This is a genomic window from Prevotella multiformis (genome assembly GCF_018127985.1).
Classification (GTDB): domain Bacteria; phylum Bacteroidota; class Bacteroidia; order Bacteroidales; family Bacteroidaceae; genus Prevotella; species Prevotella multiformis.
On sequence record NZ_CP072358.1, the window covers coordinates 348,081 to 372,967 of the forward strand.

General features: G+C 53.7%; 18 protein-coding genes and 3 tRNA genes. 11 read left to right on the forward strand and 10 right to left on the reverse strand.

What is annotated here, in order from left to right; all coding sequences use genetic code 11:
* Positions 1-71 precede the first annotated feature (71 nt).
* Together J4864_RS07790 and J4864_RS07795 are read right to left on the reverse strand one after the other, a co-directional pair.
* A complete protein-coding gene (locus tag J4864_RS07790; RefSeq protein ID WP_211815203.1) occupies positions 72-668 on the reverse strand; it encodes a DUF3256 family protein in 597 nt (198 codons plus the stop codon).
* A 13-nt stretch (positions 669-681) separates the two neighbouring features.
* Positions 682-1,134, reverse strand: a complete 453-nt coding sequence (locus J4864_RS07795; RefSeq protein ID WP_007366664.1) for a hypothetical protein — start codon at positions 1,132-1,134, stop codon at positions 682-684.
* A 221-nt stretch (positions 1,135-1,355) separates the two neighbouring features.
* Here J4864_RS07795 and J4864_RS07800 point away from each other — a divergent pair, with 221 nt between their 5' ends.
* On the forward strand, positions 1,356-1,865 hold the full coding sequence (locus J4864_RS07800; RefSeq protein ID WP_040554338.1) for a hypothetical protein: 510 nt from the start codon (positions 1,356-1,358) through the stop codon (positions 1,863-1,865).
* A gap of 430 nt (positions 1,866-2,295) precedes the next feature.
* Here the strand turns inward: J4864_RS07800 and htpG are convergent, their stop codons facing one another.
* A complete protein-coding gene (gene htpG / locus J4864_RS07805) occupies positions 2,296-4,350 on the reverse strand; it encodes a molecular chaperone HtpG (RefSeq protein WP_211815204.1) in 2,055 nt (684 codons plus the stop codon).
* Positions 4,351-5,310: 960 nt separating this feature from the next.
* Here htpG and J4864_RS07810 point away from each other — a divergent pair.
* A complete protein-coding gene (locus tag J4864_RS07810; RefSeq protein WP_211815205.1) occupies positions 5,311-6,129 on the forward strand; it encodes a hypothetical protein in 819 nt (272 codons plus the stop codon).
* Positions 6,130-7,022: 893 nt separating this feature from the next.
* Here the strand turns inward: J4864_RS07810 and J4864_RS07815 are convergent.
* On the reverse strand, positions 7,023-7,637 hold the full coding sequence (locus tag J4864_RS07815; RefSeq protein ID WP_211815206.1) for a DNA alkylation repair protein: 615 nt from the start codon (positions 7,635-7,637) through the stop codon (positions 7,023-7,025).
* Positions 7,638-7,973: 336 nt separating this feature from the next.
* The gene (locus J4864_RS07820) at positions 7,974-9,425 is read right to left on the reverse strand and encodes an aminoacyl-histidine dipeptidase (protein ID WP_211815207.1); all 1,452 of its coding nucleotides are present in this window, start codon (positions 9,423-9,425) and stop codon (positions 7,974-7,976) included.
* Between the two features lie 78 nt (positions 9,426-9,503).
* On the opposite strand from J4864_RS07820, the gene J4864_RS07825 reads away from it, so the two are divergent.
* From J4864_RS07825 to J4864_RS07850, 6 genes are all read left to right on the forward strand, one after another.
* Positions 9,504-9,698, forward strand: coding sequence for a hypothetical protein (locus J4864_RS07825; protein ID WP_007366671.1), 195 nt, complete (start codon positions 9,504-9,506; stop codon positions 9,696-9,698).
* A 36-nt stretch (positions 9,699-9,734) separates the two neighbouring features.
* A complete protein-coding gene (locus J4864_RS07830; protein ID WP_007366672.1) occupies positions 9,735-10,337 on the forward strand; it encodes an OmpH/Skp family outer membrane protein in 603 nt (200 codons plus the stop codon).
* A 361-nt stretch (positions 10,338-10,698) separates the two neighbouring features.
* A tRNA-Ser gene (locus J4864_RS07835) sits at positions 10,699-10,786 on the forward strand.
* A 29-nt stretch (positions 10,787-10,815) separates the two neighbouring features.
* Positions 10,816-10,887 (forward strand) — tRNA-Glu (locus tag J4864_RS07840).
* Between the two features lie 31 nt (positions 10,888-10,918).
* Positions 10,919-10,990, forward strand: a tRNA-Glu gene (locus J4864_RS07845).
* Between the two features lie 198 nt (positions 10,991-11,188).
* Entirely contained in the window at positions 11,189-12,961 is a 1,773-nt protein-coding gene (locus tag J4864_RS07850) for a M6 family metalloprotease domain-containing protein (protein WP_211815208.1), read from the forward strand.
* Positions 12,962-13,452: 491 nt separating this feature from the next.
* Here J4864_RS07850 and J4864_RS07855 read toward each other — a convergent pair whose 3' ends face one another.
* From J4864_RS07855 to J4864_RS07875, 5 genes are all read right to left on the reverse strand, one after another.
* Positions 13,453-15,600, reverse strand: a complete 2,148-nt coding sequence (locus J4864_RS07855; protein ID WP_211815209.1) for a peptidylprolyl isomerase — start codon at positions 15,598-15,600, stop codon at positions 13,453-13,455.
* A gap of 101 nt (positions 15,601-15,701) precedes the next feature.
* Positions 15,702-16,967, reverse strand: coding sequence for a hemolysin family protein (locus tag J4864_RS07860; RefSeq protein WP_211815210.1), 1,266 nt, complete (start codon positions 16,965-16,967; stop codon positions 15,702-15,704).
* A gap of 4 nt (positions 16,968-16,971) precedes the next feature.
* A complete protein-coding gene (locus J4864_RS07865) occupies positions 16,972-17,622 on the reverse strand; it encodes an LPS export ABC transporter periplasmic protein LptC (protein ID WP_211815211.1) in 651 nt (216 codons plus the stop codon).
* Between the two features lies 1 nt (position 17,623).
* A complete protein-coding gene (locus tag J4864_RS07870; RefSeq protein WP_211815212.1) occupies positions 17,624-18,931 on the reverse strand; it encodes a BamG family beta-barrel-assembly machinery protein in 1,308 nt (435 codons plus the stop codon).
* Between the two features lie 363 nt (positions 18,932-19,294).
* Positions 19,295-19,453 (reverse strand): hypothetical protein, encoded by a 159-nt coding sequence (locus J4864_RS07875; protein WP_211815434.1) that lies wholly within the window; start codon positions 19,451-19,453, stop codon positions 19,295-19,297.
* 1,162 nt (positions 19,454-20,615) lie between these two features.
* On the opposite strand from J4864_RS07875, the gene J4864_RS07880 reads away from it, so the two are divergent.
* The 3 genes from J4864_RS07880 to J4864_RS07890 all read left to right on the forward strand — a co-directional run bounded on the left by J4864_RS07880 (position 20,616) and on the right by J4864_RS07890 (position 24,702).
* Entirely contained in the window at positions 20,616-21,200 is a 585-nt protein-coding gene (locus J4864_RS07880) for an FG-GAP repeat protein (protein WP_246479509.1), read from the forward strand.
* Between the two features lie 69 nt (positions 21,201-21,269).
* On the forward strand, positions 21,270-23,735 hold the full coding sequence (locus J4864_RS07885) for a DUF3160 domain-containing protein (protein ID WP_211815213.1): 2,466 nt from the start codon (positions 21,270-21,272) through the stop codon (positions 23,733-23,735).
* Entirely contained in the window at positions 23,701-24,702 is a 1,002-nt protein-coding gene (locus tag J4864_RS07890; RefSeq protein WP_211815214.1) for a CapA family protein, read from the forward strand. Before J4864_RS07885 ends, J4864_RS07890 begins: the two co-directional genes overlap by 35 nt.
* Positions 24,703-24,887: the final 185 nt, after the last annotated feature.

A 24,887-nucleotide genomic window follows, 5' to 3' on the forward strand; every position in this document is an offset into this window, starting at 1 on the left:
TTCAGTAATTGATTTATGACCGCAAAAGTAGTGATTTTATCAGAACTGACCAAATGTGCGGTCTGTTTTTCCTATCGGAACTCCGTACCGTTCCAGGTAAGCACCCGGGGCTTCAGCAGGACGGACACACGCTCCGCCTCCTTCGCCGAGAGCAAGGGATAGCTCCAGCTTACCGAGAGCGAGTTGCTGTCAGCCGACAGACGGTAGGCTCTCAGGCGGGGTGTCATCAGCGGTTTCAGTTCTGCAAACTCTTCCTCGCTCATCGTCTCCGGCCGTTCCGCCACGTCCTTGCAGACAACGACAACCGGCTTCCGCTGCCAGAGCCGACTGAACAGACCGATCCGGCTTTCTGCCGCCGGCCCCTCCCACGTCTGCACGAGCACCAGTGTCGACGGGTCCAGCAGTCTGATCTCCATCCGGCTGCTCCCGCTGAGTCTCACCGAGAGATAGCTGTCCGTCATGCGTTCTATCCGCACCGTGTCGCCCAGGGCATCCCTGACGGCCGGCTCCGCCTTCATACCCACGTAATCGGCCAGCTCCGTACGCTGGTTTCTGTTCAGATAAGGGACAAGGCTGTCGGGCATCTCTATCCACACATCCCGCAGGCTCTGGGCAGAAACCCCCAGCCAGCCGGCAAGGAAAAGGAGCAGTATCAAAGATTTTCTCATGACTATACAGTAATTAGAACGGTCCGAACGACAGATCACAGCGATTCCGGAAGGTGGCGATGGTGAAGAGACGTACACCGTCCTTGTCGTAGCCGACGACAAACCGTCCGTCTTCCGGATTCATGCCCTCCGTCGTCAGGTAAGTCTCTCCGTACTTCTTCCACAGGACTCCCATCCGCTCTACCGCCTGCGTATGGGTCGCACAGACATTCTTCAGCCGGACAAGCTGCAGCCGTCCGCTGTCGTCAAAGAACACATTGGCCTCGGTGAACTGCTCTCCGTTGAAGACCACGTTGCTGAACACGACCTTCCCGACCGTCTCCGAGACAGGCTGCCCGAAGCGGCGGGTGAACTCTTCCATCGCTCCCCGACGGTCGGTCCGGAACTGAATGCCGTCTATCGGCTGCTGTGCATACGCCGTCAATGCGAACGGGAAAAAGACGAGAGCCAGTAAAAAATGCTTCATTTCTGTTTATGGATTATGTCTGCCTCCTCGTCCGGAGGCCTCTGCAAAAGCAGAACCGGCAGAGACAAAGCAAGGTCTGTCCCCGTCGTGCCGCATGCAGATTCGTTCCTGCAAAGGTACAAAAAAGAAAGAAGAAACGAAGAAAAAGCGAAATCGTTTTGCCATCTCTGCCTTTTCTTTTACCTTTGCCGATAGAAAACAAAGAAAAAAAGAAAGAAGATATGAAATGCCCGGAATGCAACCATGAGGTAAACGAGCAGGAGAAGAACTGCCCCCGCTGCGGCGCACCACTGCATCACGACGACAAGGACGACGACCCCACGCTGAGCCGCGGGCTGGTGGTCTTCATCATCATCGGCACGATCTTCCTGGTCGCCTTCGGCTTCTACTATTACGCCCAGCATAAGAACGACCCGGAATACACCCAGACCGCCATAGAACCTGACTCGAACCTGGCCGAGAACAACAAGGCGAAGTTCGACACGATAGCCAGGGACACGACAGCGAAAGACTCGGCAGACAGCCAGGAGCAGGAACAGGCGGAAAAAGTTTTCAACAGCATCCGCGGCCGCAGTCACGGACGGCACAGGAGCCGGCCGCACGACACGCCCGCCGCCGCTTCCGACGAACCGGCCGGGTCACCTGAGACGCCGTCTGCCTCTTCCAGCGAGCAGCAGACCGTCGCCCCCGCTGCCTCCAAGCCACGGGTGGAAACGATCGAGACAGAATAGGCGACAGACGGCGTTCTGCACCAGACACGGCACGGAAGCCGCCATACCGGATACGGTTCTTTTCTCATCGCGTGCAGGAAAGCCGCCCATACAGCCGGGCCGGAAGCAGCATCTTCACCTTATTATATTGGGACACCAGCCGGAAGACACAACCAGCGCATGCCCTTCCAAAGCACCCTGCAGGGAGGCTTCAGGCTGTGCGCCCTGCTTGCCGGCCGCCACCGGCTCCTCCGGGCGGATGGGGCTTGCAGAGGTCTCATTCCATGAAGCCAGACGGACAGGTTCACCGGACTGCCGGATCCCTTCCGGACGGGTACAGGCCGGTGCGGAAACAAAGAGAGCCGCAGGACTGCCAGATACTGGCTGTCGCTGCGGCTCTCTCCTTTTTATCCTGACTTGCAGAATCGTCCTGCAGGCCGGAAGGGGCCGTTTACTTGATCAGACTTACCGAACGCTTGAGGAACTTGTCCAGTGCTGCCCCCTGCAGCATCCCGTTCTGCAGCAATGCCAGATCGATGAGCTGGTGTACCACCTCGTTGTCCTTGGCGTATGCAGCCACAATGGCCTTCTCCTTGTCTTTGAGGTCGGAGACAGCCTTCTGTGTTTTCTGCATATCGTCTTTCTCCTCCTGCGTCAGCTCTTCGGACTTCTTCTTGTCCTGCGACTGGTGCAGGGCGGCCAGACGTGCCTCCTGTCCTTTCAGTTCGCTTGCGACAGGCTTCAGCTCCTCCGCCGTATTCGCCGTTATCTCGCCGAGCACCTTCTTGACCAGAGGATGGTCGGCATTCAATACGAGGTTATAGGAGTCGGGCATCTGGGCATAGAACCCCATGCCCTGCTGGAAGTGGCTCATTTCCTTCATGCGGCGCATATACTCGTTCTGTGTGATGAGAACCGGCTGGAAGTCTTCTCCGAGCGACTGGACATCCACCATGAACTCCGCCTTGGCAATGGATGGGATCTGCGAGCGGAAAGCCTCTGACAGATTGGCAGTCTCACCGGCTGACAGATGGGTCTCCGGCGCATCCTCTTTCTGTATGATACGGTCAAGGACATCAGCGTCCACGCGCACATAACGTGTCTTGTCCTGCTTCTGCTCGAGCATCGACAGTGTCGGCACATCCAGCTGTCCGCCTGCATCAATGACACTGTAACCCTTCTGTCTGGCAGCCTCGATATAACTGTACTGCTCCTCCTTGTCGGTCGTATACAGATTCACCAGGACTCCCTCCTTGTCGGTCTGGTTGTCCTTGACGAGCGTCCTGTACTCCTCGTAGGTGAAATACTTCCCTTCCGTATCCTTGACGAGTGCGAAATCCTTGGCACGGTCATAGAAGTCGGGCTGCGACAGCATCCCGTAATGGATGAAAAGCTTCAGATCATCCCACTTCGCCTCATATTCCTTACGGTTTTCCTTGAAAATGCTCTGCAGCCGATCGGCAACCTTCTTCGTGATGTAGGTGGCGATCTTCTTCACATTGGCATCACTCTGCAGGTAACTGCGGCTCACGTTCAGCGGAATGTCGGGAGAATCGATGACGCCATGCAGCAGGGTCAGGAACTCGGGCACGATGCCCTCCACCTGATCGGTCACGAACACCTGATTGCAATACAGCTGTATCTTGTTGCGCTGGAGCTCGATGTTGTTCTTCACGCGCGGGAAGTAAAGGATACCCGTGAGGTTGAAGGGATAATCCACGTTCAGATGGATCCAGAACAGCGGCTCGTCGTTCATCGGGAAGAGCGTGTGATAGAAGTTCTTGTAGTCTTCATCCTTCAGGGAGGACGGGGCCTTCACCCACAGCGGCTCCACGCTGTTGATGACGTTGTCCTCCTCTGTCTCGACGTTCTTGCCGTCCTTCCATTCAGTCTTCTTTCCGAAGACCACGGGCACAGCCATGAACTTGCAGTACTTGTTCAGCAGCGCTTCGATCTTGGACTTCTGCAGGAACTCCTTGCAGTCATCATCAATGTAAAGCACGATGTCGCTGCCCCGGCCGGCCTTTTCAACGTCCTCTATGGAATATTCCGGACTGCCGTCACAGCTCCATTTCACGGCCTTGCTGCCCTCCTTATAGCTCTTCGTGATGATTTCGACTTTCTTTGAAACCATGAAGGCAGAATAGAAGCCGAGGCCGAAATGACCGATGATCGCCTCCGCCTTGTCCTGGTACTTCTCCAGGAAGTCATTGACTCCGGAGAAGGCTATCTGGTTGATGTACTTCTCGATCTCTTCCTCGGTCATGCCGATGCCGCGGTCGCTGATGGTCAGCGTACCGGCCTTCTCGTCCAACCGGATACGGACGCTCAGGTCGCCCAGATCACCTTTGAAGTCGCCGGTTGCAGCGAGGGTCTTCAGCTTCTGCGTAGCATCGACGGCATTTGAAACCATCTCGCGCAGGAAGATGTCATGGTCTGAATACAAAAACTTTTTGATGACGGGGAAGATGTTTTCTGTCGTAACCCCGATATTTCCTTTCTGCATAGCAATGTATTTTATAGTTTCTATTTTCTCGTTACCTATAACAAACTTCGTGCCACGATCCATCAGGAGAAAGTCTGCCACCGGCAGGACAGGGCGGACAGGGCATAAGGCCGGCCGTGTCCTCCGAAGGTTCTGTGCCCAAAGGAAACACATCCGCTTCCCTTTCCCATGCACTGGGACGGAAAGGGCTTTTCTGCCTGCCGGCCTAAAACAGGCTGACAGGAGCACACACCTTCAGGCAGACTCCCCGTTTCTCCGGCAAGGACCCGGCAAGACCGCATCAGCAGAAAGAAGGAGACAGGCATGCTGTCCCGAGCCGGAGCCGGCAGCCTGTATAGTCCCGATCTACCCACAGGGATTTTCGGAAGATACTTTACATTCTTTGTCCGGGAACGCCCTTTCTTCCCTGCCCCTGTCCTTACGGAAAGACGGCGGTATGTCCGCCTGCATTGCAGACTGCCACCGACAACATTCCAACCAACGCCCGATTACGTCCCAACCAGTGCTTACTTCCACGTCCGTTAACGCCCGTTTGCAACGCTATCAGGCACCTTTTAGAAATGCGCTTATATACAGCTGACTGACAAAGACTTACAGAACCGGAGAGAAGACCGTCCTGTCTTTCCTGAACCGTCATTCCCGGAAAGAAAAGAAAGACATCCACCGGGATGCCTCCTCTTTGGGGATGAGTAAAATTTCAGGACATGCAACGCACGGTACCGTCCGCCTGCCCCTCTCCGACAGGCGGCTGTCTCCGGCACGCAGCCGGCAGACTCCTGCCGGTTCACGGCCACATTCGACACGGCAGGCACGATTCCGGCAAAGTTTTGTAATGTGCATTAAACTTTTAGACCGAAAAGTTTGGAGATTTACGTTTTAGTATATACTTTTGCAGCAAGTCTGAGTGTACAGCCTTGCACACAGCCATACCCAAAAGCAATTTGAACGAGTAACAGATATATGAAGCGACAAGGACAAGCATTAACGTTAAAGAATCTTACGAAAAGTAACGTCTGGGACATTCAGGAGAACGATGTCTTCCGCCTCTGGGCACAGGCTGAGCGAGACGCAGATCTGAGGGATAACGAGCGACACTACATCGATGTCATCAAGAGTGCCTTCACCATAGAGGAAGTAAAGATCGACCAGCCGGAGGTCATCCGGAAATACGAGGCCCGTGGATGTCAGGTGGGACAGGTCAGGCTTGATGAAAACACGACCGTCAAATGGGCTTTGAAGAAGAAGCCTATCCAGCGTGTCACGGATCTGACCTGGGAGAACATACACCATGTTTCCGCACGGAAGCTGATCGAGGTGCTCGAACGCAACTTCGGCGGAGGATGGGAAAGCCTCCCCCAGAGCATACAGGACATTATCCAGAGCGGATTCGACATCAGTACGACCACCCTCCCGACCGCACGGCTGAAGAAGCCGGGAGGCCTCTACGACAAGAAGCTGGCCGACGGATTCGAGGTGCTTGAGATTTCAAAAGGATCATGGACAGAGGCTATCTTCGCCAAAGAGAAGCCTGTGGAAGAGCACGCACACGCCAGGTTCTCCGCCCTCGAAGAGGCGACGAAGGAAGTGGAAAGGGCTGACGACCCGGAGGACGACGAGGAAGAGCTGCCGGAAGACGACCCCAAAGACAATGAAGAGGACGACGAGGACGGATTCGACGAGGATAAACTCACGGAAGAAAGCTACCGGACGACCTTCGACACCAACCCGGAAGACCTGGAGATGCAGGCTGCCGAGGTAGGGGATGACGACGACTTCTGACCGGCGCGCCTGTTGCAGGCAGCCCCAAGCGGGAGGGACGGCACGGCGGACAGAGACAAGGCGGCGGACACAGCTGCCGCCTCCTTCCGGTGCCGCACCGGTACCGCAGAACGGTCACTCAAAAGAAGACCCAGCCGGATCTGTCCGGCTGGGTCTTCTTTTGGATAATGACAATCCTGTTGTTTTCTGTTTCTGATACGATTTCCCGAGGGTGGCAGGCCGCCCTGTGGAATCGGTGTTCTCTCAGTGCTTCTTGGCTTTGCGGGCCAGAGCCTCACGGCGTGCATTCTGAATCTCGAGGAAGCGAGCATCAACGCTGCTGTCGAACACCTGGTTCATTGCAATCAGTCTTTCCATAATGATGTTGTTGTCTTTAATTCAAAACCGGCTGCAAAGATACTTGCTTCCCATCGGAAAGACCGGCTCCGGCATCACCTTTTTCCCGTAGTAGGACGACTTTTTGATTATCGTCAACAGGTTTGACCTACATCAAATATACAGCCGTATCACGGCAGAAAGGGGCTCGCCGCCTTGGCAGTTCCCCCAGACAGCAGTACCTTTGCAGCGAGTTTTTCAAACAGTTCAAGTAATAACCGCAGGCCAAAGGGGTTCTGCACAGAAGAAGAAAGGATAACATTATGCTGACATTCGGTATCATCACAATCGTCGCAGCCGTATTCGCTGAAGCACTGATCGTCTCAAAGAAGATCAATCTCGGAGAGTAACTGCAAGACAGAAGACCAGAACCACCAACGACACGCTGCCGGGAACAGACGGCAGCCGACAGATAGGAGAAAAGCCGGTACATCGCAGAGATGCACCGGCTTTCCCTTTGCAAGAGCCTCCTGTCCGGAAGCCTGTCCCCCGATGTGCCGGCGGCGGAAAGGGACGGCCTACAAGAGGTCCATCCCGGCGAGCGCCTTCCGGGCGACGGCTTCATAGTCGGCTCCCAGACCGCAGAAGCTCAGCACGCAATTATATGCCGCATGCTTCAAGGGAAGATCCTTGCCTTCCAGCGTCGTACGGGCCTGGTCGAGGAACTCGTTGACGCCCCGTTCGTTCGGTTCCAGCTTGCGGGCGAACAGGCGGGCGAGCAGCTGGTAGCCGCAGAGCTGGCGGATCGCACTTGCCGAGGCGATCCACCGGTAGGCCAGCGAAGGGGCGAAGTCAAGATACTGCAGCAGATTGAATGCCAGCAGCTCGGCCATCTCCTGTGTCCGGAGCCGCTCCATCCATACATCCACAAGTTCGGCATCCATCTTCTCCGCCGGCATGATCAGCGTCGCAAGCACCTGACATTCGCGTATGTCTTCCTTCCACAGTTCCACCGCAAGTCCGTAGTCCTTTCCGTATTCAGCCGCCATCTTCTGCAGTTCCGGAAGGGGGACACCCCAGTTGATCTTGTATGAAACGCCCTTCTGCCGCATGGATTGCGAAGCGACGCCATTCATCAGCAGGCGGAAAGACTGCTTTATCTCCTTCAGTTTCTCGTGTATCTGTTCATCCATCTTTTTTATATAATAAGGTGTACAACCGCAGGCTACCGCGCGCCGTAAGACGCCTCCGCCCCTCATCCGGCTTCGGACAGCCACCGGCACTGCAAAAGTACACTAAAAAAACGAATTCAAGAAACTTCCGCCACACCGTTTGAAGTCTCCGTACCGTCAGGAGGCCGTCCGGTCGCCTTCCCCGTTTACGCATAGAGCCGGAAAGCCGTCCCGTAAGAGGCATCCGTGATGCACGGAAAATCCGCCATCCCCGCTCCTTGACGGATGATGCGGGATATGGCGGAGTATCTGACCGGGTCAGACTTCTGCTGCAACAGGCGGGCAGACGCCTCTCCCTCAATCAATATTCTTCAGGACGGCGAGCAGATGATCCCATACCATCTGCACGGTCGGAATGAGGAGACACTCGTCGGGAGTGTGGACATACCGGAGGGTCGGACCGAAGCTGATCATGTCCAGGTCGGGGTACTTCTCGGAGAAGAGACCGCACTCGAGTCCGGCATGGATGCCCAACACCTGCGGCTCTTTCCCGAAGAGCTTCCGGTACTGCTCGACGGCGACATTGACCAGTTCCGACTTCGGGTTCATCTTCCACGCCGGATAACTGTCGTCGACGACGACCTCCGCTCCGGCCAGCTCGAAGCAGGCACGGACAGTATGGGTCATGTTCGTCAGGTTGCTCATCACGTTCGAACGCTGGGAAGAGACGACCGTCAGCGTGTGCTCTTCCGTCTGTACGCTGGCGACATTGCTCGAGGTCTCCACCATGTAAGCCAAGGCCTCGTCCTGGCAGTTCACCAGCGGTCCGTTGTCGACAGCCTGCAGGGCAAGGATGACGTTGTGAGAGACCTGCTTCGGCAGGACAGGTGCGGCAGCGGCACTCTCAAGATGCCAGACCATCGCCGTGTCGGTCACGTGGAACTCATCCTCAACGGCTGCACTGAAGATGTTCCAGTCGGCCTTGACCTCCTCCTTTCTGTCGGACGGTACGGCGAAGAGCACCTTCCCGTCACGGGGAATCGCATTGTGCATCTTTCCCGAGTTCCAACGGCTCAGCCGCAGGTCCATCTTCGCCTGCTCGGCATAGAGGAAACGGGCCAGGAGCTTGATGGCATTGGCGCGCTTCTTGTTGATGTCGTCGCCGGAGTGTCCGCCTACAAGGCCCTTCAGTCTTGCCTCCATGAAGAAACAGCCTTCCGGAGCCTGTTCGCGGTCGAACCGGAATGTCGCCGTCGTGCTGTTGCCGCCGGCACAGCTGACGAAAATCTGCCCCTCGTCTTCCGAGTCGAGATTGATCAGGTACTTCCCGGTCATGAAGCCTGCCTCCAGACCGAACGCACCGGTCAGCCCCGTCTCCTCGTCACGTGTGAAAAGACACTCGATGGGGCCGTGCTCAATGTCGTCCGAGTCGAGGAGCGCCAGCTCATAGGCCACGCCGATACCGTCGTCAGCACCGAGCGTAGTACCCTTGGCATGAAGCCATTCGCCGTCGACATAGGTCTGGATGGCATCCTTGTGGAAGTCGAAGTCGACATCGACCAGCTTGTCGCAGACCATGTCCATGTGGCTCTGGAGCACGACCGTCGGCACCTTCTCCATGCCCTTCGTCGCCGGTTTCGAGATAAGCACGTTGCCGGTCTTGTCGACCTTCACGGCAAGCCCTCTCTCCTCTGCAAACTTCTGTAAATAAGCGATCATCTGCTCTTCATGCTTGGAGGGACGGGGTATCTGATTGATTTTCGCGAACTGCTCGAAGACACGGGCGGGTTTTAATTCTACGTTTGCCATTTTTAATAATATTTTATTTTGTAATCTTGCTGTTTTATATTACCTTTGCGGTCAATATCAATGCAAAGATAGAGAAAAATGTTTGTAACTTTATTGTACACACTGTTAATAATTGCTATTGCCATGCTGCTCCTTGGTGTACGTGTGCTGTTCAGGAAAGACGGAGAGTTCCAGTCGCAGCACATCTCGGACAGCGCCTATCTGAAATCGAAGGGCATCCACTGTGTCATCGACCAGGACAAGGAGGCACGCAGGGAAAACAGAGCGTATTGAACAGACCGGAAACAATTAATCAAAAAACATACAGAAATGAAGAAATCATGGAGCAATATGGCCGTGCTCGCCCTGGCAGCATTCGCCTTTATTGCATGCAACAACCAGCCGCAGAAGAACGATACGACAGCCGGAAAGAACGAGACGGCGACAAGCGCCCCGGCAGCAGGCGGGCAGAAGATCGCTTATGTCGAGATTGACTCCATCATGAGCCAGTACACCTACTGGAAGGATGTCACGAAGATCATCAAGGCCAAGGAAGCCAACATACAGCGCACTCTCGCCGGCAAGCAGAAGACGATCCAGGCCGCCGCCGCCAACTTCCAGCAGAACGTACAGGCCAACAAATACACACAGGCACAGGCACAGCAGATCCAGGCAAGCATACAGAAACAGGCGCAGGACGCTGACGCACTGCAGCAGCGGTTGGGCGCGGAATACCAGAACGAGGTGGCCAAGTACAACAAGGCTCTGTCTGACAGCGTGCACAACTACCTGAAAGCGTATAACAAGGACAAGAAATATGCCATCATCCTTGCCAAGAGCGGCGACAACATCCTCTATGCCGACCCTGCATACGACATCACTGGAGAAGTCGTCAAAGGCATGAACCAGGCCTACAAGGGGATGAAGAAATAGCGCGACGGACAGAATGAAGGGTTTTCTGCCGTGCAGCAGGAGACCGGCATACTGCGGGGAGACCGTATCGGAAAGGGCATGGAAGAGGCCGGATTCTGATACGGTCTCCTGTCATCTCCTCCCCCTGCCGTCGCCTCCGTCAGCACAGCCGTCTGCACATCCTCAGTACGTCGCGGCATTTCCACAAGGCAACATACCTTCGTACACAGCCGGCGCAGCATTGCCGCACCACCAAAGGAAGAGACCTTTTTTCGGGAGGGTCGAGAAAAAGGCAGTAGAAAATTTTGAGGAATAAAAATAAAATACTACCTTTGCACTCGCATTTGAGATGATGCGTGGTAATTCGGTTGAAACCCTCTTTGGAAGGATGGGTGAGTGGCTGAAACCAGCAGTTTGCTAAACTGCCGTGCGCATTTCGCGTACCGGGGGTTCGAATCCCCCTCCTTCCGCTTTATCTCGTCAGAACTCAAATGTGTATGGTCGATTCATCTAACGGTTAGGATACAAGATTCTCAATCTTGGCATAGGGGTTCGATTCCCCTATCGACTACTCCCATCTTCATAAGAAATATTTTAACCAGGGTCGATTCATCTAACGGTTAGGATACAAGATTCTCAATCTTGGCATAGGGGTTCGATTCCCCTATCGACTACAGACAGAAAGTCCGGCTTTACAGCTGGATTTTCTCTTTTGCGACTCCCCACGGGGTACAAGATGGAGACTTCCCCCGATTCTTCATGATAAATGCGGAAATTCACAGAAAGTTTTTGTAAATTTGCAATCACTATATCCATCCACATCTTATTGAAAGTAAGACTACAATCATAAAAGAACGAAGAAGCGAAAACTGATGATGAAGAAAATTTTAATTTCGTGCTGCCTGGCACTGTGTACACTGACGGCATGGGCAGCCAAAGCCAACCCGATACCTGTCACGGTGACACAGTCGGACGGGACACAGCTCACCGTCTACCAGTACGGCGACGAGCACTTCAGCTGGATTTCCACCGCTGACGGGACACTGCTGACACAGGTCGGCAAGGACTTTTATATCGCAGAGATCGGCAAAGACGGTACGCTGAAAGCAAGCGGACAGCTGGCGCACAACGACAGCCAGCGTTCGGCTGCAGAAAAGGAGCTTGTCAGGAAACAGAGCACCATGCGTGACACGTTCTTCAGCAGCATATCAAGACGACTGGACAAAGAGGCGAAGACTCGAGCTGTCGGCAAGCACACCCCACCCTACTTCCCGCACAGCGGAAGTCCGAAAGTACTGGTCATCCTGGCGCAGTTCAGCGACGTGAAGTTCTCTCTTCCCGACCCGGTGAAGAGCTTCAATGATTATTTCAACCACGATGCCAGCGCAGGATCTCTGCCGGATTACGGCAATAACGAGAAACGCAACTATGGCAGTGTGAGACAGTACTTCAAGGACATGAGCGGCGGACAGTTCACACCGCAGTTCGTCGTTGTCGGGCCTGTCACTCTTCCCAAAGCCGTCAGCTACTACGGACATGATAACGGGAAAGTCGACAAAGACATCCGTATCGGAGAACTGATAAAAGACGCCTGCCAGGCCGTAGCAGGCAGCGTCAATTTCAGCGACTATGACGGGAACAACGACGGATACGTAGACCTTGTCTATGTCCTTCATGCCGGGTACGGACAGAACGCCTCCCCCAAGAACCCGGATTTTATATGGCCTAAATCGGGGACGACAACCGCTTTCCAGATAGGAGGGAAAACGGTCCGCCGCTATGGGGTAAGCAATGAGCTGAACTACAATCCACAATATCAGTTTCCCTCTGCTCCCTTCAAACGCATAAACGGTATCGGACTGTTCTGCCATGAATTTTCGCATACAATGGGACTGCCCGACTTCTATCCCTACAATGATGCTGCACAAATTGATGACCAGACCATGGAACTCTGGGATCTGATGGACGGCGGAGAGTACACCGACAACGGTTACACGCCGACTCCCTACACCCCTTGGGAGAAAGATGTCATGGGATGGAAACCGCTCACAACCATTCAGGATACTCCCCGGAAAATCACCCTGCACAAGGACGATGCGCTGAAAGTGCCGACCACCTATCAGAAAGAATATCTGATTCTTCACAACATTCAGAAAGAAGGGTGGGCTTCCAAACTTCTCGGACACGGAATGCTGGTGTACCGTGTCAACTACGAACCGGATGCGGTCAATCTAACTGACCACGTCAATGATACACCGGGAAAACCGGGTATGACAATCGTCCCGGCCGACGGGAAGCTGATTTCAAGTTACAGCGTGCATTCCAAAGAGGAACAGAAAAAATACTATGCCAGCCATGCGGGAGACCCGTTCCCCGGAACAAGCCATGTGGGCCAGATCGGCAGCATCAGGCTGAACCACAGCACAGTGAACAAACCGCTCTTTCACATCACAGAAAACACGGACGGCACAATCACCTTCGAGTATCTCAAGGATCTGACAGCCGCTGGTATCGACGACATCACGACAGAGCAGCAGGGAACAGACAACCGCATCTATACGCTTGACGGCAGATTTGTCGGTACGGACCGTACCGTACTTCCTCCCGGCATTTACATTCAGAACCGGAAGAAGTTTGTGAAATAACAGGCAGGATTTTCTGTCCATCACAAAGCAGCCGCCTCCTGACAAAGGGAATTGTCAGAAGGCGGCTTTCATCAGACCCATCCCTTTCTCCTGCTGCAAAGACACGGCAAGGAATTGATCAAGCAGGCGATTGCAAGCGCATACAGATTAGTGCCGGTATATTGTCTGGATGTATACCGGGAAATGTATGACAGGCTTGCCCGGTACAGTCTTGTGGATTTCCAGAACTTACTTTATAAACCAGGAAAAACAGGAAATCAATGCAACCGGTAGACAGATTGATTTCCAAACATGACTTTCCCCGAAGCCTTTCCGGTCATCTCAGGTGGAAGTCCGTACGTAAGTCCGTAAGTCGCCGTCACTGCCGCCATACGATGACAGATCGTAAACAGCCTATAACATGAAAGTCGTGTAAAGTATAAAAAGAGACAGCAATTAAAAAAGCGGATGTGCATGAGCACATCCGCCTTATGTACAAGGTGTCATTCCCGTTAGAAGAAGAGATACCGGTTGTCTACGACATTCGCCTTGAGAATGAGGTCCTGCATGAAGTTGCCGACCAACTGCATATTCTGCTGGGCCGTCTGCTGCATTACCATCAGCTCGTTGTACTTGGAACCGGCACGCAGCGCCTTCTTGACAACCTGGAACACATACACGCCGGCATTGCCCTTTATTGGAGCTTTGGAGAACTTGCCGGCTGCTGTTGCTGCCACAGCACCGGAGAGTGCAGGCTCGACAGCACCTGTTGCCTGTACGAAGGCTGGAGAAGCAAAGGTAATCTGATTGACAGCGCTCACCTTGGCGCCCTTGGCCCGGGCAGCGGCAATGCTGCTGACACCCTTGAGTTTCGCCATGAGCAGTTCCGCCTTCTTGTCTTTCATCACCTCGCGCTTCAGGATTTCCTTCACCTGTGCATCGTCCCATGCGCGGAAGCCCTGCGGATGGATGGCATTGAGGACAATTACCAAGAGATGGTCGTTGTCGCCACATTCATACAGTGGAGACACGTCCCCCTGCTTGGCATCGAAGAGCCACTTGAGCGCATCCCGTGTACCATGGATGCCTGCCACATAATGCTCGGCGGTAGAGATGTCGTTGAGCGACTGCACACGATAACCGGACTTGGAAGCATTCTTCTCAATATCGTCGGCCGTCGTGTTCTTGGCTACAAACTCGGAGAACTTGTTGTAAGCGACACTGCGAGTAGCCTTGGAGAAGTCGATGACCTTCTTGATGACGGCAGCGGTGGTCTTGGCGGTCATTGCCTTCTTGTCCAATACCTGAAGGATGACGTTACCCTGTGCAAGAGTTATGTTCTGAGTTGCATTTACATCACCGTTCAGCAGAGCGTTGATATAAGTCCGGTTGTCCTGACTCATGGTCGGAGCAGATTCATACTGCTGTCCGGTAAACCACACTTTCTCTCCGGTCTGCCCATAACGCTTGGCAAGCGCCTCGAAGTCGGCACCGCCTGCCAATGCCTTCTGGATAGAGTCGGCCTTCGCACGTGCTTCGTCCGGTGTGTTGGCGGCAACCTGAATCTGACGGAACTGTACAGAGTCCGGCAGCTGCGCCTTTGAGAGTACACGGATGATGTTCAGCGTGTTGTCCTGCTTGTTCTCTGTCACACCGGTAGTCCCTACGGCAAGCGAGTCAATTCTTGAAGCTATGTCAGGGTACTGCCTGTAAGCCTTGCTGCTTACAGGGACACCGAGATAAGGGATTTCAGAACCGCTCTTGCTGATGACCATGGCCGGGTCGGCTGCTGCGGCGAGCTGTTTCTGAAGGCCGTTCATCTCCTTGACGACAGCATTGCGGTCGGCGGTGCTTGCCTTGATCTGATAGTCGACGAACTTGATGTCACGTGTCTCTACATTCTGCCGGAAAGCCGGTTTCAGCTCGTCATACTTGGCCTTGAGATCCGCATCTGTAATCTTGATGTCCGCGTCTTTTACCGAACTGTAACTCAGAGAGGCAAGCTGGACCTGACTTTCTTCATTGTTGTCCTTGAATGCCATTTTGGCCTCTGCCTTGTTGGAAAGCACGCAGCTGGCAAGCAGCGCCTGATACTTCTGGCCAAGGAGCTGCGTGCGGAGATTCTTCTCGATGAACAGCCAGTAGTCGTAAACCGTCTGCATCTGGTCGAGCTGGGGAGACTTCTCGGACTTCGCCTTGTTGTAGCCGTCCAGGAACTGCTTGAGCGCATTCACATCAAAACGTCCCGTCTGCTGGTTGACAAACGGTGTCTGCGCCAGCATCGGATTGGTACCATCGTTCAGTACATTCTGTATTTCCTGCTCGGTCACCGTCAGTCCTACCTTCTCCGCATCGGCCTGCAGGACACGGTTGCTGACAAGCTGCTGCCATACCTGGTCCTTCACCTGGTTGAGTTCTTCCTCGCTAAGGTTGTCACGTTGCATGGTAAACTTGATCGCTGACTGGTATTCATCAATCAACTTCTGATAATCCTGGACACTGATCTTCTCGCCCAGGATCTCACCGATCTGCTGACGGGCCTCCCCCTTGATACCATTACAAGAACGGAAGCCTTCTTCAGCCAAGAACGCAAACAAGGCCAGACCGATAGCTGTAACCAGCAGACCTCCCTTGCTTCTGATTTTTCCTAATGCTGCCATTTTTAGATTTATTATTTGATTTTGATTTATTCCTTCAGTATGACAAATTGCCTACAAAAATACAAAGAAAAAGGCAAGTGGCATAATTTTTCATGCAGAAATTAGTCTGTTCCATTGACTTTCACCCGCACGAGTTCAATTTTGGTCATGGTATTCTTGACGATCTTGAATTCATATTGCCCTACGGTGATGATTTCGTTGACCTTGGGGAAACTCTGGTAGACGTGCAGCAGCAGCCCCCCGACCGTCATGTAGTCGTCGCTCTCCGGCAGATCAAGATTGAACATCTCGTTGACCTTGTCTATCTCCAGCCGGGCAGAAAGGACATATTCGTTGTCGGCAATCTGCTTGGCAACGTATTTCGTGTTGTCGTGCTCATCCTCGATATCTCCGAAGATCTCCTCGACAATATCCTCCAGAGAAACGATACCGCTGGTACCGCCAAACTCATCCACGACGACGCCGAGGCTTTTCTTCTGCTGCAAGAACACCTGCATGAGTTTCTGTGCCGGCATCGTCTCAGGAACGAACGGCATCTTGCGGATGTGGTCCTTCCAGTGTTCGGGCGACCGGAACATCTCGGAAGAATGGATATACCCTTTGATATGGTCAATATCCTCTTCATAGACGATGATCTTGGAGTTCCCGCTCTCAATGAACATCTGCTGCAGCTCTTCCAACGGACAGTTCTCTTCGACTGCATTGATCTCCGTACGCGGCACCATACAGTCGCGCACCTTCGTGTCCTGGAAATCCAGCGCATTCTGGAAGATCTTCACCTCGTCTTCAATATCATCTTCATTCTCCGCATTCTCGATAGAACTCTGCACAAGATAGTCCAGGTCGACCTTCGTGAACGTGCCGTCATCCTCTTTCTCATCCATCTTCACCCCCATCATGCGCAGGAGGATACGTGCAAGGAATGTGGCAAAGCGACTGATCGGCCACAGAATGATGAAAAAGAAATAAGCCAGAGGAGCGAAGAAGGTCAGCAGCCGGTTGGGATTGCTCTTGAACAGCGTCTTCGGCAGGAACTCACCGGTAAAGAGGATGACCAGTGTGGAGGAGAACGTATCCAACAGCACACGCAGGGCGGAATCAAAACCGCTGAAGAGCGTCGCATCAAAAATCTGTGCGAACAAGATTCCATAGACGACCAGCACGATGTTGTTTCCCACGAGCATCGTCGAGACAAATCCGTTGGGATTGTTGTAAAAGACGCTCAGACATTTCTGTGCAAGTCCGTCCTTCTCCTTGTCCATCTCTACCAGAAGGCGGTTGCTGGACACAAAGGCGATTTCCATTCCCGAGAAGAATGCGGAAAGCACCATCGTAATCAGGATTCCTATGACTAAATTTATATCCAATGTTCTATCGTTGCGTTACTACAGGACCTTTCAGATTGTCCGTATGCGTTGTATCTATAGGAGCAAGCCCCCCGCCGGCACCAGCCATCAGTTCCTTGTCGGAGAAGATACCCCATCCCTTCGTCTGTCTTATCTCATAGTCGGTCATCTCCTCATCGCTCCGGAACCAGTTTCCCTCCAGCTCCTTGTCAGGGGTCCGCAGATGAGAATAGGAATGCGACCACATCTGATGATTGCGTTCATCCCAATACAGCTCGTTACTGTAGAAAGACAGCCCCTGTGCCGTAAGTATCCTCACCCGTCCGCGCAGTTCCCACCGGCGGTCCTGATCGTAATATACGGCCGTATCGCACTGGACATACCCCACCACGTGTTTCTTCAGATCAAACTGTGTGAGCAGAATCCCTTTGTCGAACGTCCAGCGCGAAGGCCTCCTGTTCGTGTTGACTTCCCACTCTTCAGTGACAATCCTGTATTTTATCACGCCCGAATCGGATATGAGGGTATTGACCCCGTACGTCGTCATGACCGGGACGGAGTCGCGGTCGTGGATGGCCGGGGCGGTATGCTCATGCTCTTCCGAACAGGACTGCATCGCATGGCCTGTCACCGACAATGCGACCCAGATGAAGACTGTGTACAGGCCTGGACGCATCTTATTCGACCTTGAACTTTGCAAACCAACGCTCGTTGAAGGTCAGTCCGACATTGATGCGGAACATATTCTCTTTGACGAGACCGGTGACACTCTGGTTGACCCACTCAGCACTGATGTTCAGCAGGCTGCGGTTGTTATAGCCATTGACGATGGGAATACCGACACCGAAGCTGGCCGACAGCTCGCGCGGTCCGTCCTTTCCGTTGACCTTCAGATACGGACTGGCATAGCCTACGCCTGCCCGATAATGCATCCGGCTGAAAAAGCCCCGGTACCGCTCTCCCTTGCAATAGTCGCCGCCGAGCGTGAGCTTCCGGCGGTCGTTGAACAGCCCGTTGACAAGACTGTAACTGGTGGTACCGCCGACGGTATTCAGCTGCGGATAAGCGACCTTCGACCACTTCTGCAGCTGATAATCAACTCCAACCTTCAGGTTGTTCTTGTAATTCCACATCAGACCGACCCCGAAGGTGTGGGGAAGCTCAAGTGCCTTTGAAACGACATAGCGGGTCGTATCAGAGACACTCGTCTGTGAGTTTGTGGAAATGACGTTACACTCCGGATCTGCATCGAGCTTGTGCCCGAGTGAGTAAGCAAGTCCCAAGGTCAGCTCGTTCTTCCTGTCCAGGACATACGTATATTGCAGACCCAGGTCCAGTTTATAGCTTTTCACCTGTGTCGTATAGTTCTTCGACAAGGTGTTGACATAACTGTCGCTGTATGTGTTCTTAAAACTACGGTTCAACGTCCCCCACAGATACGAGATGTTCGCTCCGAAGGCAAAACCCTTGAACGGCTCCCATCCGGCTCCCAAATAGACCTGATGCAGACCGCCGCTGCCACTGTATATATTAGAGTAGGTGGCATTGGGGGATGACGTGCTCGGGAAGGCATTGACATCCTTCGTGTTGCTGAAGTTGTAACCGACATTCGAATAAGGCAGGATGCCGAAGCTGACACCCACGTGCTTGAAAGCGCGGAACGATGCGACGACATACTCTATATCGGCATTGTGCGCATTCACCTTGCGACCGTTTTCTTCAAAGTTAGTCAATTGCAGACTGATTCCCGCATCGAAAAGGAATGAAAGAGAATCGACAGCGGCATAAGAAGCCGGATTCATATAGTTCACCTGGTTATGCTCATGGAAACCGTATGCCACCCCGTTCATGCCACGGTTGAATCCCGTTGCCTGGGAGGACAGCAGACCCAGTCCGTACTGGCTATAAGGAGAATTTGTCCCGCTCTGTGCGGAGACCTGTGCGGCAAGCCCTGCAAGAAGTGCGGCTGCAATTATCTTTTTCATTCGTTGTCTGTTTCTGATTCTGACTGTATATCTGAACAATATAATGGCGCAAAGTTATTAAAAAAAATCAATATAGCAGCAGAACAACAAGGGATTTTGCTATTTATAAGACTTCTTTGTGCCATTTATTAAGTCAGGTGTCTGTAATCGGCAAAGGCCTGCACGGACATTCTCCCACGGCTGCCTCTCCCCATCGTTCTGCCCGGCAGGAAACCCGACAATACATCTGCAGGATGCCTGCCTGGTAGGCAGATTGAAACAAAGAATTGACTGTTATCCTTGTCAGCGGCTGTCTGACATGAGCTTTTCAGAACACGCTTCAAACAGAGTCCGCCTATCAGTACAAGTCAGACCGTAGAACATTCAGAACCTGCCGGCAATCCGCCCGGCATCCTCCTTCATTCTTCCATACGCCACCCAGACTGCAGGCCCGACAGCCGCAATCAGCACGAACGACAGATGACAGCGGATCCATGCGCCGGAAACGTTCCCTTGCGGACAGACCTGTTTGACCTTTCTCAAAACAACGAGACATCATAAAAAACGCACGCAGTGTACAACTTCTGCCCGACACAAGTTTATTAAATGTTAAAATAAAAGTGTTTTGAACAAAAAACTTGCCTGTTTGCATATTGATAATTATCTTTGCAGAATCAAAAGAAGGTGAGATAACAACAACATAACACAGACGAGATACACAAAATACAAGACAGAATTTACAAATACATCGATTACAAAAAACCACCCAAGACAAGTGCAGGTCGTGGGGCTTTTAAACATAAAAAAGAAACGACAGGAGATACTAGAACTTCCAAATAAATATAGACCGGCTGCTGCCATACATTGTCCGAGACAGTCGATGCCGGCCGCAGCCTTCAAGGATGAAAGGATTTAAAGGTTAGTTTTTTAAGGTGAGATAAAGGATAACAGACCAGCTCCCCATGTCCACCGTCCGCAAGGATATGGACATCCGGGGGGCTGACAGCAAATCCCGGTTCCATAATGATTGGAGCCGGGATTTTTATGGTTCTTCCGTAAAATGCGCGGATGCTCTCCGTATGGCTTTAACGGAAGAACCGAGGTGATTCATTCAACAAAAACATGACCAAGACCGTCAGATGTCTATTCTGTCATCATCCTCCGATACAAAGGCCTTTTCATCTTAATACGTAGGAAAGGCAGATAAGGCTCTGAAAAACCATTACATAATTTCAAACAGATCATCTGCAAATATAAAAACACACGTGTAAAAAGAAAGTCTGCAACCAGCAGTAAATCAATTGGTTGTCAAGTCGTTCGTAAAAGGTGCCTGATTGGACTTCAAAAGGGCGTTGGTAACACGCTGAAAGAGCACCTGCTGCAGGCCAATCAGGCATCTTTTAGAAGCCGGAAGGCCATGTGTCAGCTTTGAGCTGCACAAAAATATTTACAGACACCGATGACATGGGAATAAGTTGTCTGCCGAAGGCGGGAAGACACGCCGATGGACAGCATCGTTTCAATTTTCCTTTCCTGCATTTTATCTTTCAGTTTATCCCCCTTTGCAAGACCGTCTGATTCAGGACAGTCATACTATGCAAGCGCATGAGCCTTTATTTCCAATCTATGTATTCAACGGAAAAACCTTTTTTATTCGGAACACTTTGCTTTCTCTGTTTTATTGCTTATATTTGTACCGGAATATATGGGTACAGAACGACACAGACGGATGTTCTGCCTGCTTCTCTCCGCCTTCCTGTGGGGAAACAGCATGGCACAGCCATCTCTGACATTCAGCTTGGAGACTCTCCATGACTCGCTTTCGTGGCTGTGTCTGCGGACGGCAGAAAGGGAAGGGAGCAGACCGGCCGGGAACAGCGGAAGACCGGCCGGTCCGAAGACTGTGGCAAGATGGCGGCTGGATTATCCTGTCTACAGGCTGGCGACAGGCGACCTGGACGGCGACGGAAAGGACGAGGCGCTCGTAGGTGTCATCAGACCGACCCGCTTCTATCCGCAGCCGGAACGGAGACTTTTCATCTTCAAACAGGTGAACGGCAAGATCCGTCCCATGTGGATGGGCTCACGTCTGGGCGGAATCCTCTGCGACTTCCGCTTCGCCAGCCCCTACGTCCGGACACTCCAATCGACGACAGACGGAAAGTATGTCGTCGCCGACTACACATGGGACGACTTCGGCCTGGCCTTCGCACGATTCCTGACCGGAGCCGTGAGCCGAAAGGAAGCCATGGAAAAATTCACTTCCGGCAGCCCGGAAAAAGGCTTTTGACTTTTAAAACATGACGATATGAGACACCCTTCCTCCCTCTGCCGACTGCTGCGGAGAAAAACATTCAGCATGATGGCCGGATCACTGATGCTGTGCGCTCTGCCGGCCGCCCATGCACAGAACCATAATACCGGCGGTTATGCAGACGACGCCTACATCGGCCGGACACAGGAAAAGAAAACTCCGCTTGTCCTTCCCGGGGCAGGAAAAATCAACGTGGAGAAACTGAACGGGAAGATTGACATGCAGATGGACATCTCGAAGCTTAACCTCTGCGAACTGCGGGCACTGCGCAATGCCTTCGCCGCCAGACAAGGCTACGCCTTCAAGGATGCCACACTGCGCGCGCTGTACAGCACGACAACATGGTATGCCGACACGCTCCTGGGGCACTGGGACCGGGAGGAGATCCAAGGGCGCAGTATTCCACCACGTTACACAAAATCCCAGCTCGACTTCGCCACACGCATCCGGGCCAGGGAAGCAGAACTGAGAAGACGGAACTTCCAGCCGGAAGACGGCAGGGGACGGGTCAACATGGACAACCTGGTCAATCCGTTCCAGCTGAAAGAATTTGACCCTAAGCTGCATGAAATGCTGGGGCGGACAGGCTTCGCCATCGTGCCGGCCGAGCACAACCAGCTCTTCCACGTGTACGAAAAAAACGACTATGCCGACTTCCCGAGCTTCGTCACCACCGACCTGTACCTTCAGCTCTTCCATCTCTACTTCGACTGCGTGCTCCGTGACGTGGAGGAAAAACATCTGGACTCGCTCATGACCGTCTTCTCCTCCCGCATGGGAACAGAACTGAAAATGCTTGCCGGCAGCAGCCGGGAAGCCGAAGTGCGGACGGCGGCGGAATTCGGACAGGCGTGGTTCGCTGTGGCATCATGGCTCTTCAGCCACGACGAGGCACCGGGGCAGGAAGCCGTTCCGGATATCCCGGAGAATTACCGGCAGATGGTGGCGGACGAAATACGCAAGGTGTTCGCCGGAAAGAACACCTACTCGGAGATGCTGGAGTATTTCCCTCCGAGGGAGCCGTTCGCCTATGCGCTCTTCCGGCCGCGCGGCCATTACACCCGTTCGCAGCTCTGCCGCCGCTATTTCCGGGGGATGATGTGGCTGCAGACAGCCCACTTCGGGACGGACAAGCCCGAGAAAATGAAGCAGGTAGCACTCATCGCCGACATCTTCAACCAGCGGCCGGAGCTGCAGGAATTATATGGCAAAGTGAGCGATCCGATCACCTACCTCATGGGGACACCCGACAACATAACGCTGGAACAGGTCTCAGGGCTCATCAGGCAGACAGGACTTCCGATAGGAAAACTGCTGCAGTCGGGGAAAGCCATGAAGAAACTGACACAGGAAATAGAGAAGCTGGCACAGGGACAGATGCGGATCGTGATGCCGTCGGCACGTGCCAGCAGATACCTCGTAGACATCATGCCGCAGCGTTACCAGCCCGATGCAGCCGCACTGATAGAAACCGTAGACCACAAGAGCAAGGTTTCACTGCGCCCATGCCCGAAGGGACTTGACTGGATGGCCGTAATGGGACTGCCGGGGGCGGAACGGATCCTCACGGAGGAGCTGAAGGAAGCGCAGAAGTGGCCGGGATTTGCCGGAGCTCTGGACGAGGCACGCAAGAAGACTGCCGACACACAGTGGGACGCCTGCATGGCCAACCGATGGATGCAGGCGCTCCAGACGCTGGGCGACACGGCGCAGGTGCGGCCTTACTTCATGCAGACCCCGCAATGGCAGAAGAAGATTCTGAACACAGCCCTCGCCTCCTGGGCTGAACTCAAACACGATGCCATCCTCTATGCCAAGCAGCCCATGCTGGCGGAATGCGGCGACGGCGGCCCGGAAGCTCCGGTCGTAAAGGGCTACATCGAGCCTAATGTGCGGTTCTGGGAGAAGGCCGTCGATCTGGTCATGCAGATGGACAGGACGCTCACCGCCTACGGATTGCAGACCGAAAAGGCAAAGGCCGTCACGGAACGCATCAGGGAACTGGCCGAGTTCTGCCGGGATGTCAGCAGGAAGGAGCTGGCCGGCAAGCAGCTTACAGACGAGGAATACGAACAGATAGAGATCGTCGGTGCGACCGTCGAGAACATCTCCCTGGAACTTGTCAGCGAGGACAATCAGATGCTGCAGGGGTGGTCGGATGTCGTCAGCACGGACAAGAAGGTAGCCGTCGTCGCAGATGTGTTCACCGCAAACGGCGACAACGTTGCCATAAAAGACAGGTGCGTGCTCTACGAGGGTGTCGGTCCGGCTTACGAAATCTACGTGGTCGTAGAGATAGACGGTTTCCTCTACCTTACCCGGGGTGCCGTTTTCTCCTACCGTGAGTTCACCCGTCTGGTGTCCGACCCGCGCATGACCGACGAGGAATGGCAAAAAGAACTGATGAAGACACCGGCAGGCGGCACGCCTGTATGGATGAAAGAGGTGACTGCACCGGCAAAAGGGATGTCTGCTGATGACGAAGAGACTTTCTACAGTTCAGGCTGTTAGACTCTGCCTGTTCCTTGCGCTTTCCATACCCCTGTTCTCCTCCAACGGAACAGGGACGGAGACTGCCGGGACAGGGAAGACACAGCAGAGCTTCCCTGTCGAGACACTACGCATCGTCGTTGCAGGCGACCTGCTGCTGGACAGAGGGGTCAGGCAGAGAATCGGACAGGTGGGGATAGACGGTCTCTTCTCCCCCTCTGTCGACACGCTGTTCCTTTCCTCCGACTACGTCATCGCCAACCTGGAGTGCCCGGTCACTGCAATCAGAGAGCGGGTGTACAAACGCTTCATCTTCCGGGGCGAACCGGAGTGGCTGCCGGCACTGTACCGACACGGTATCACCCACCTGAACCTCGCCAATAACCACAGCATTGACCAAGGACGGAACGGACTGCTGGACACGCAGGAACAGATAAGGAAGGCGAGGATGGTGCCTCTCGGGGCAGGCAGAAACATGGAGGAAGCAGCTCGCCCCGTACTCATCTCCACACGCCCGAGACCCGTCTGGGTGGTGACGTCGCTGCGGCTGCCGCTGGAAAACTTCCCTTATCTTCCGCAAAAGCCGTCCGTCAGTCAGGAGAGTGCAGACAGCCTTGTGATGCGTGTGGCCCGGCTACGCAGGGCAGACCGTCATTGCGTTATCCTCGTCCTGCTGCACTGGGGCTGGGAACACCACCTACGGGCACTCCCAGGACAACGCGAGGAAGCGCACAGACTGATCGATGCCGGGGCGGATGCCATCGTAGGACACCACAGCCACACGCTCCAGACGGCCGAGACCTACCGGGGGAAACCGGTCTATTACGGCATCGGCAACTTCATCTTCGACCAGCACAGACCCCTCAACACACGGGCCTGCCTCGTCAGGCTGACCATCACGGCAGACAGATGCAAGGCGACACCATTGCCTATCGAAATCAGGAACTGTGTGCCTTTCCTCATCCGAGACTCCGCATCTGCTCCGTAAAACCATCGTCCAGACAGTGTTCTCCCTGACATCCTCCTCCGATTTGAAAGCACGGCCAGGCAGATACGTAACAGCATACTCCATCGACCGGCCTTAAGAGAACCGGATATTGACACAATACTGCATCGGACGGATCATCGCCCATGCAACCATAATACCAGCAATATCGACAGCGTATGTTTCCA

Bases quoted from the DNA above. Each gene is read 5' to 3' on its own strand.
- J4864_RS07870 (WP_211815212.1), bottom strand. From the start codon at position 18,931: ATGAAAAAGATAATTGCAGCCGCACTTCTTGCAGGGCTTGCCGCACAG.
- J4864_RS07800 (WP_040554338.1), top strand. From the start codon at position 1,356: ATGAAATGCCCGGAATGCAACCATGAGGTAAACGAGCAGGAGAAGAAC.
- J4864_RS07810 (WP_211815205.1), top strand. From the start codon at position 5,311: ATGAAGCGACAAGGACAAGCATTAACGTTAAAGAATCTTACGAAAAGT.
- J4864_RS07885 (WP_211815213.1), top strand. From the start codon at position 21,270: ATGATGGCCGGATCACTGATGCTGTGCGCTCTGCCGGCCGCCCATGCA.
- J4864_RS07820 (WP_211815207.1), bottom strand. From the start codon at position 9,425: ATGGCAAACGTAGAATTAAAACCCGCCCGTGTCTTCGAGCAGTTCGCG.
- J4864_RS07865 (WP_211815211.1), bottom strand. From the start codon at position 17,622: ATGCGTCCAGGCCTGTACACAGTCTTCATCTGGGTCGCATTGTCGGTG.
- J4864_RS07855 (WP_211815209.1), bottom strand. From the start codon at position 15,600: ATGGCAGCATTAGGAAAAATCAGAAGCAAGGGAGGTCTGCTGGTTACA.
- J4864_RS07825 (WP_007366671.1), top strand. From the start codon at position 9,504: ATGTTTGTAACTTTATTGTACACACTGTTAATAATTGCTATTGCCATG.
- J4864_RS07850 (WP_211815208.1), top strand. From the start codon at position 11,189: ATGATGAAGAAAATTTTAATTTCGTGCTGCCTGGCACTGTGTACACTG.
- J4864_RS07830 (WP_007366672.1), top strand. From the start codon at position 9,735: ATGAAGAAATCATGGAGCAATATGGCCGTGCTCGCCCTGGCAGCATTC.
- J4864_RS07880 (WP_246479509.1), top strand. From the start codon at position 20,616: ATGGGTACAGAACGACACAGACGGATGTTCTGCCTGCTTCTCTCCGCC.
- J4864_RS07795 (WP_007366664.1), bottom strand. From the start codon at position 1,134: ATGAAGCATTTTTTACTGGCTCTCGTCTTTTTCCCGTTCGCATTGACG.
- J4864_RS07815 (WP_211815206.1), bottom strand. From the start codon at position 7,637: ATGGATGAACAGATACACGAGAAACTGAAGGAGATAAAGCAGTCTTTC.
- J4864_RS07890 (WP_211815214.1), top strand. From the start codon at position 23,701: ATGACGAAGAGACTTTCTACAGTTCAGGCTGTTAGACTCTGCCTGTTC.
- J4864_RS07790 (WP_211815203.1), bottom strand. From the start codon at position 668: ATGAGAAAATCTTTGATACTGCTCCTTTTCCTTGCCGGCTGGCTGGGG.
- htpG (WP_211815204.1), bottom strand. From the start codon at position 4,350: ATGCAGAAAGGAAATATCGGGGTTACGACAGAAAACATCTTCCCCGTC.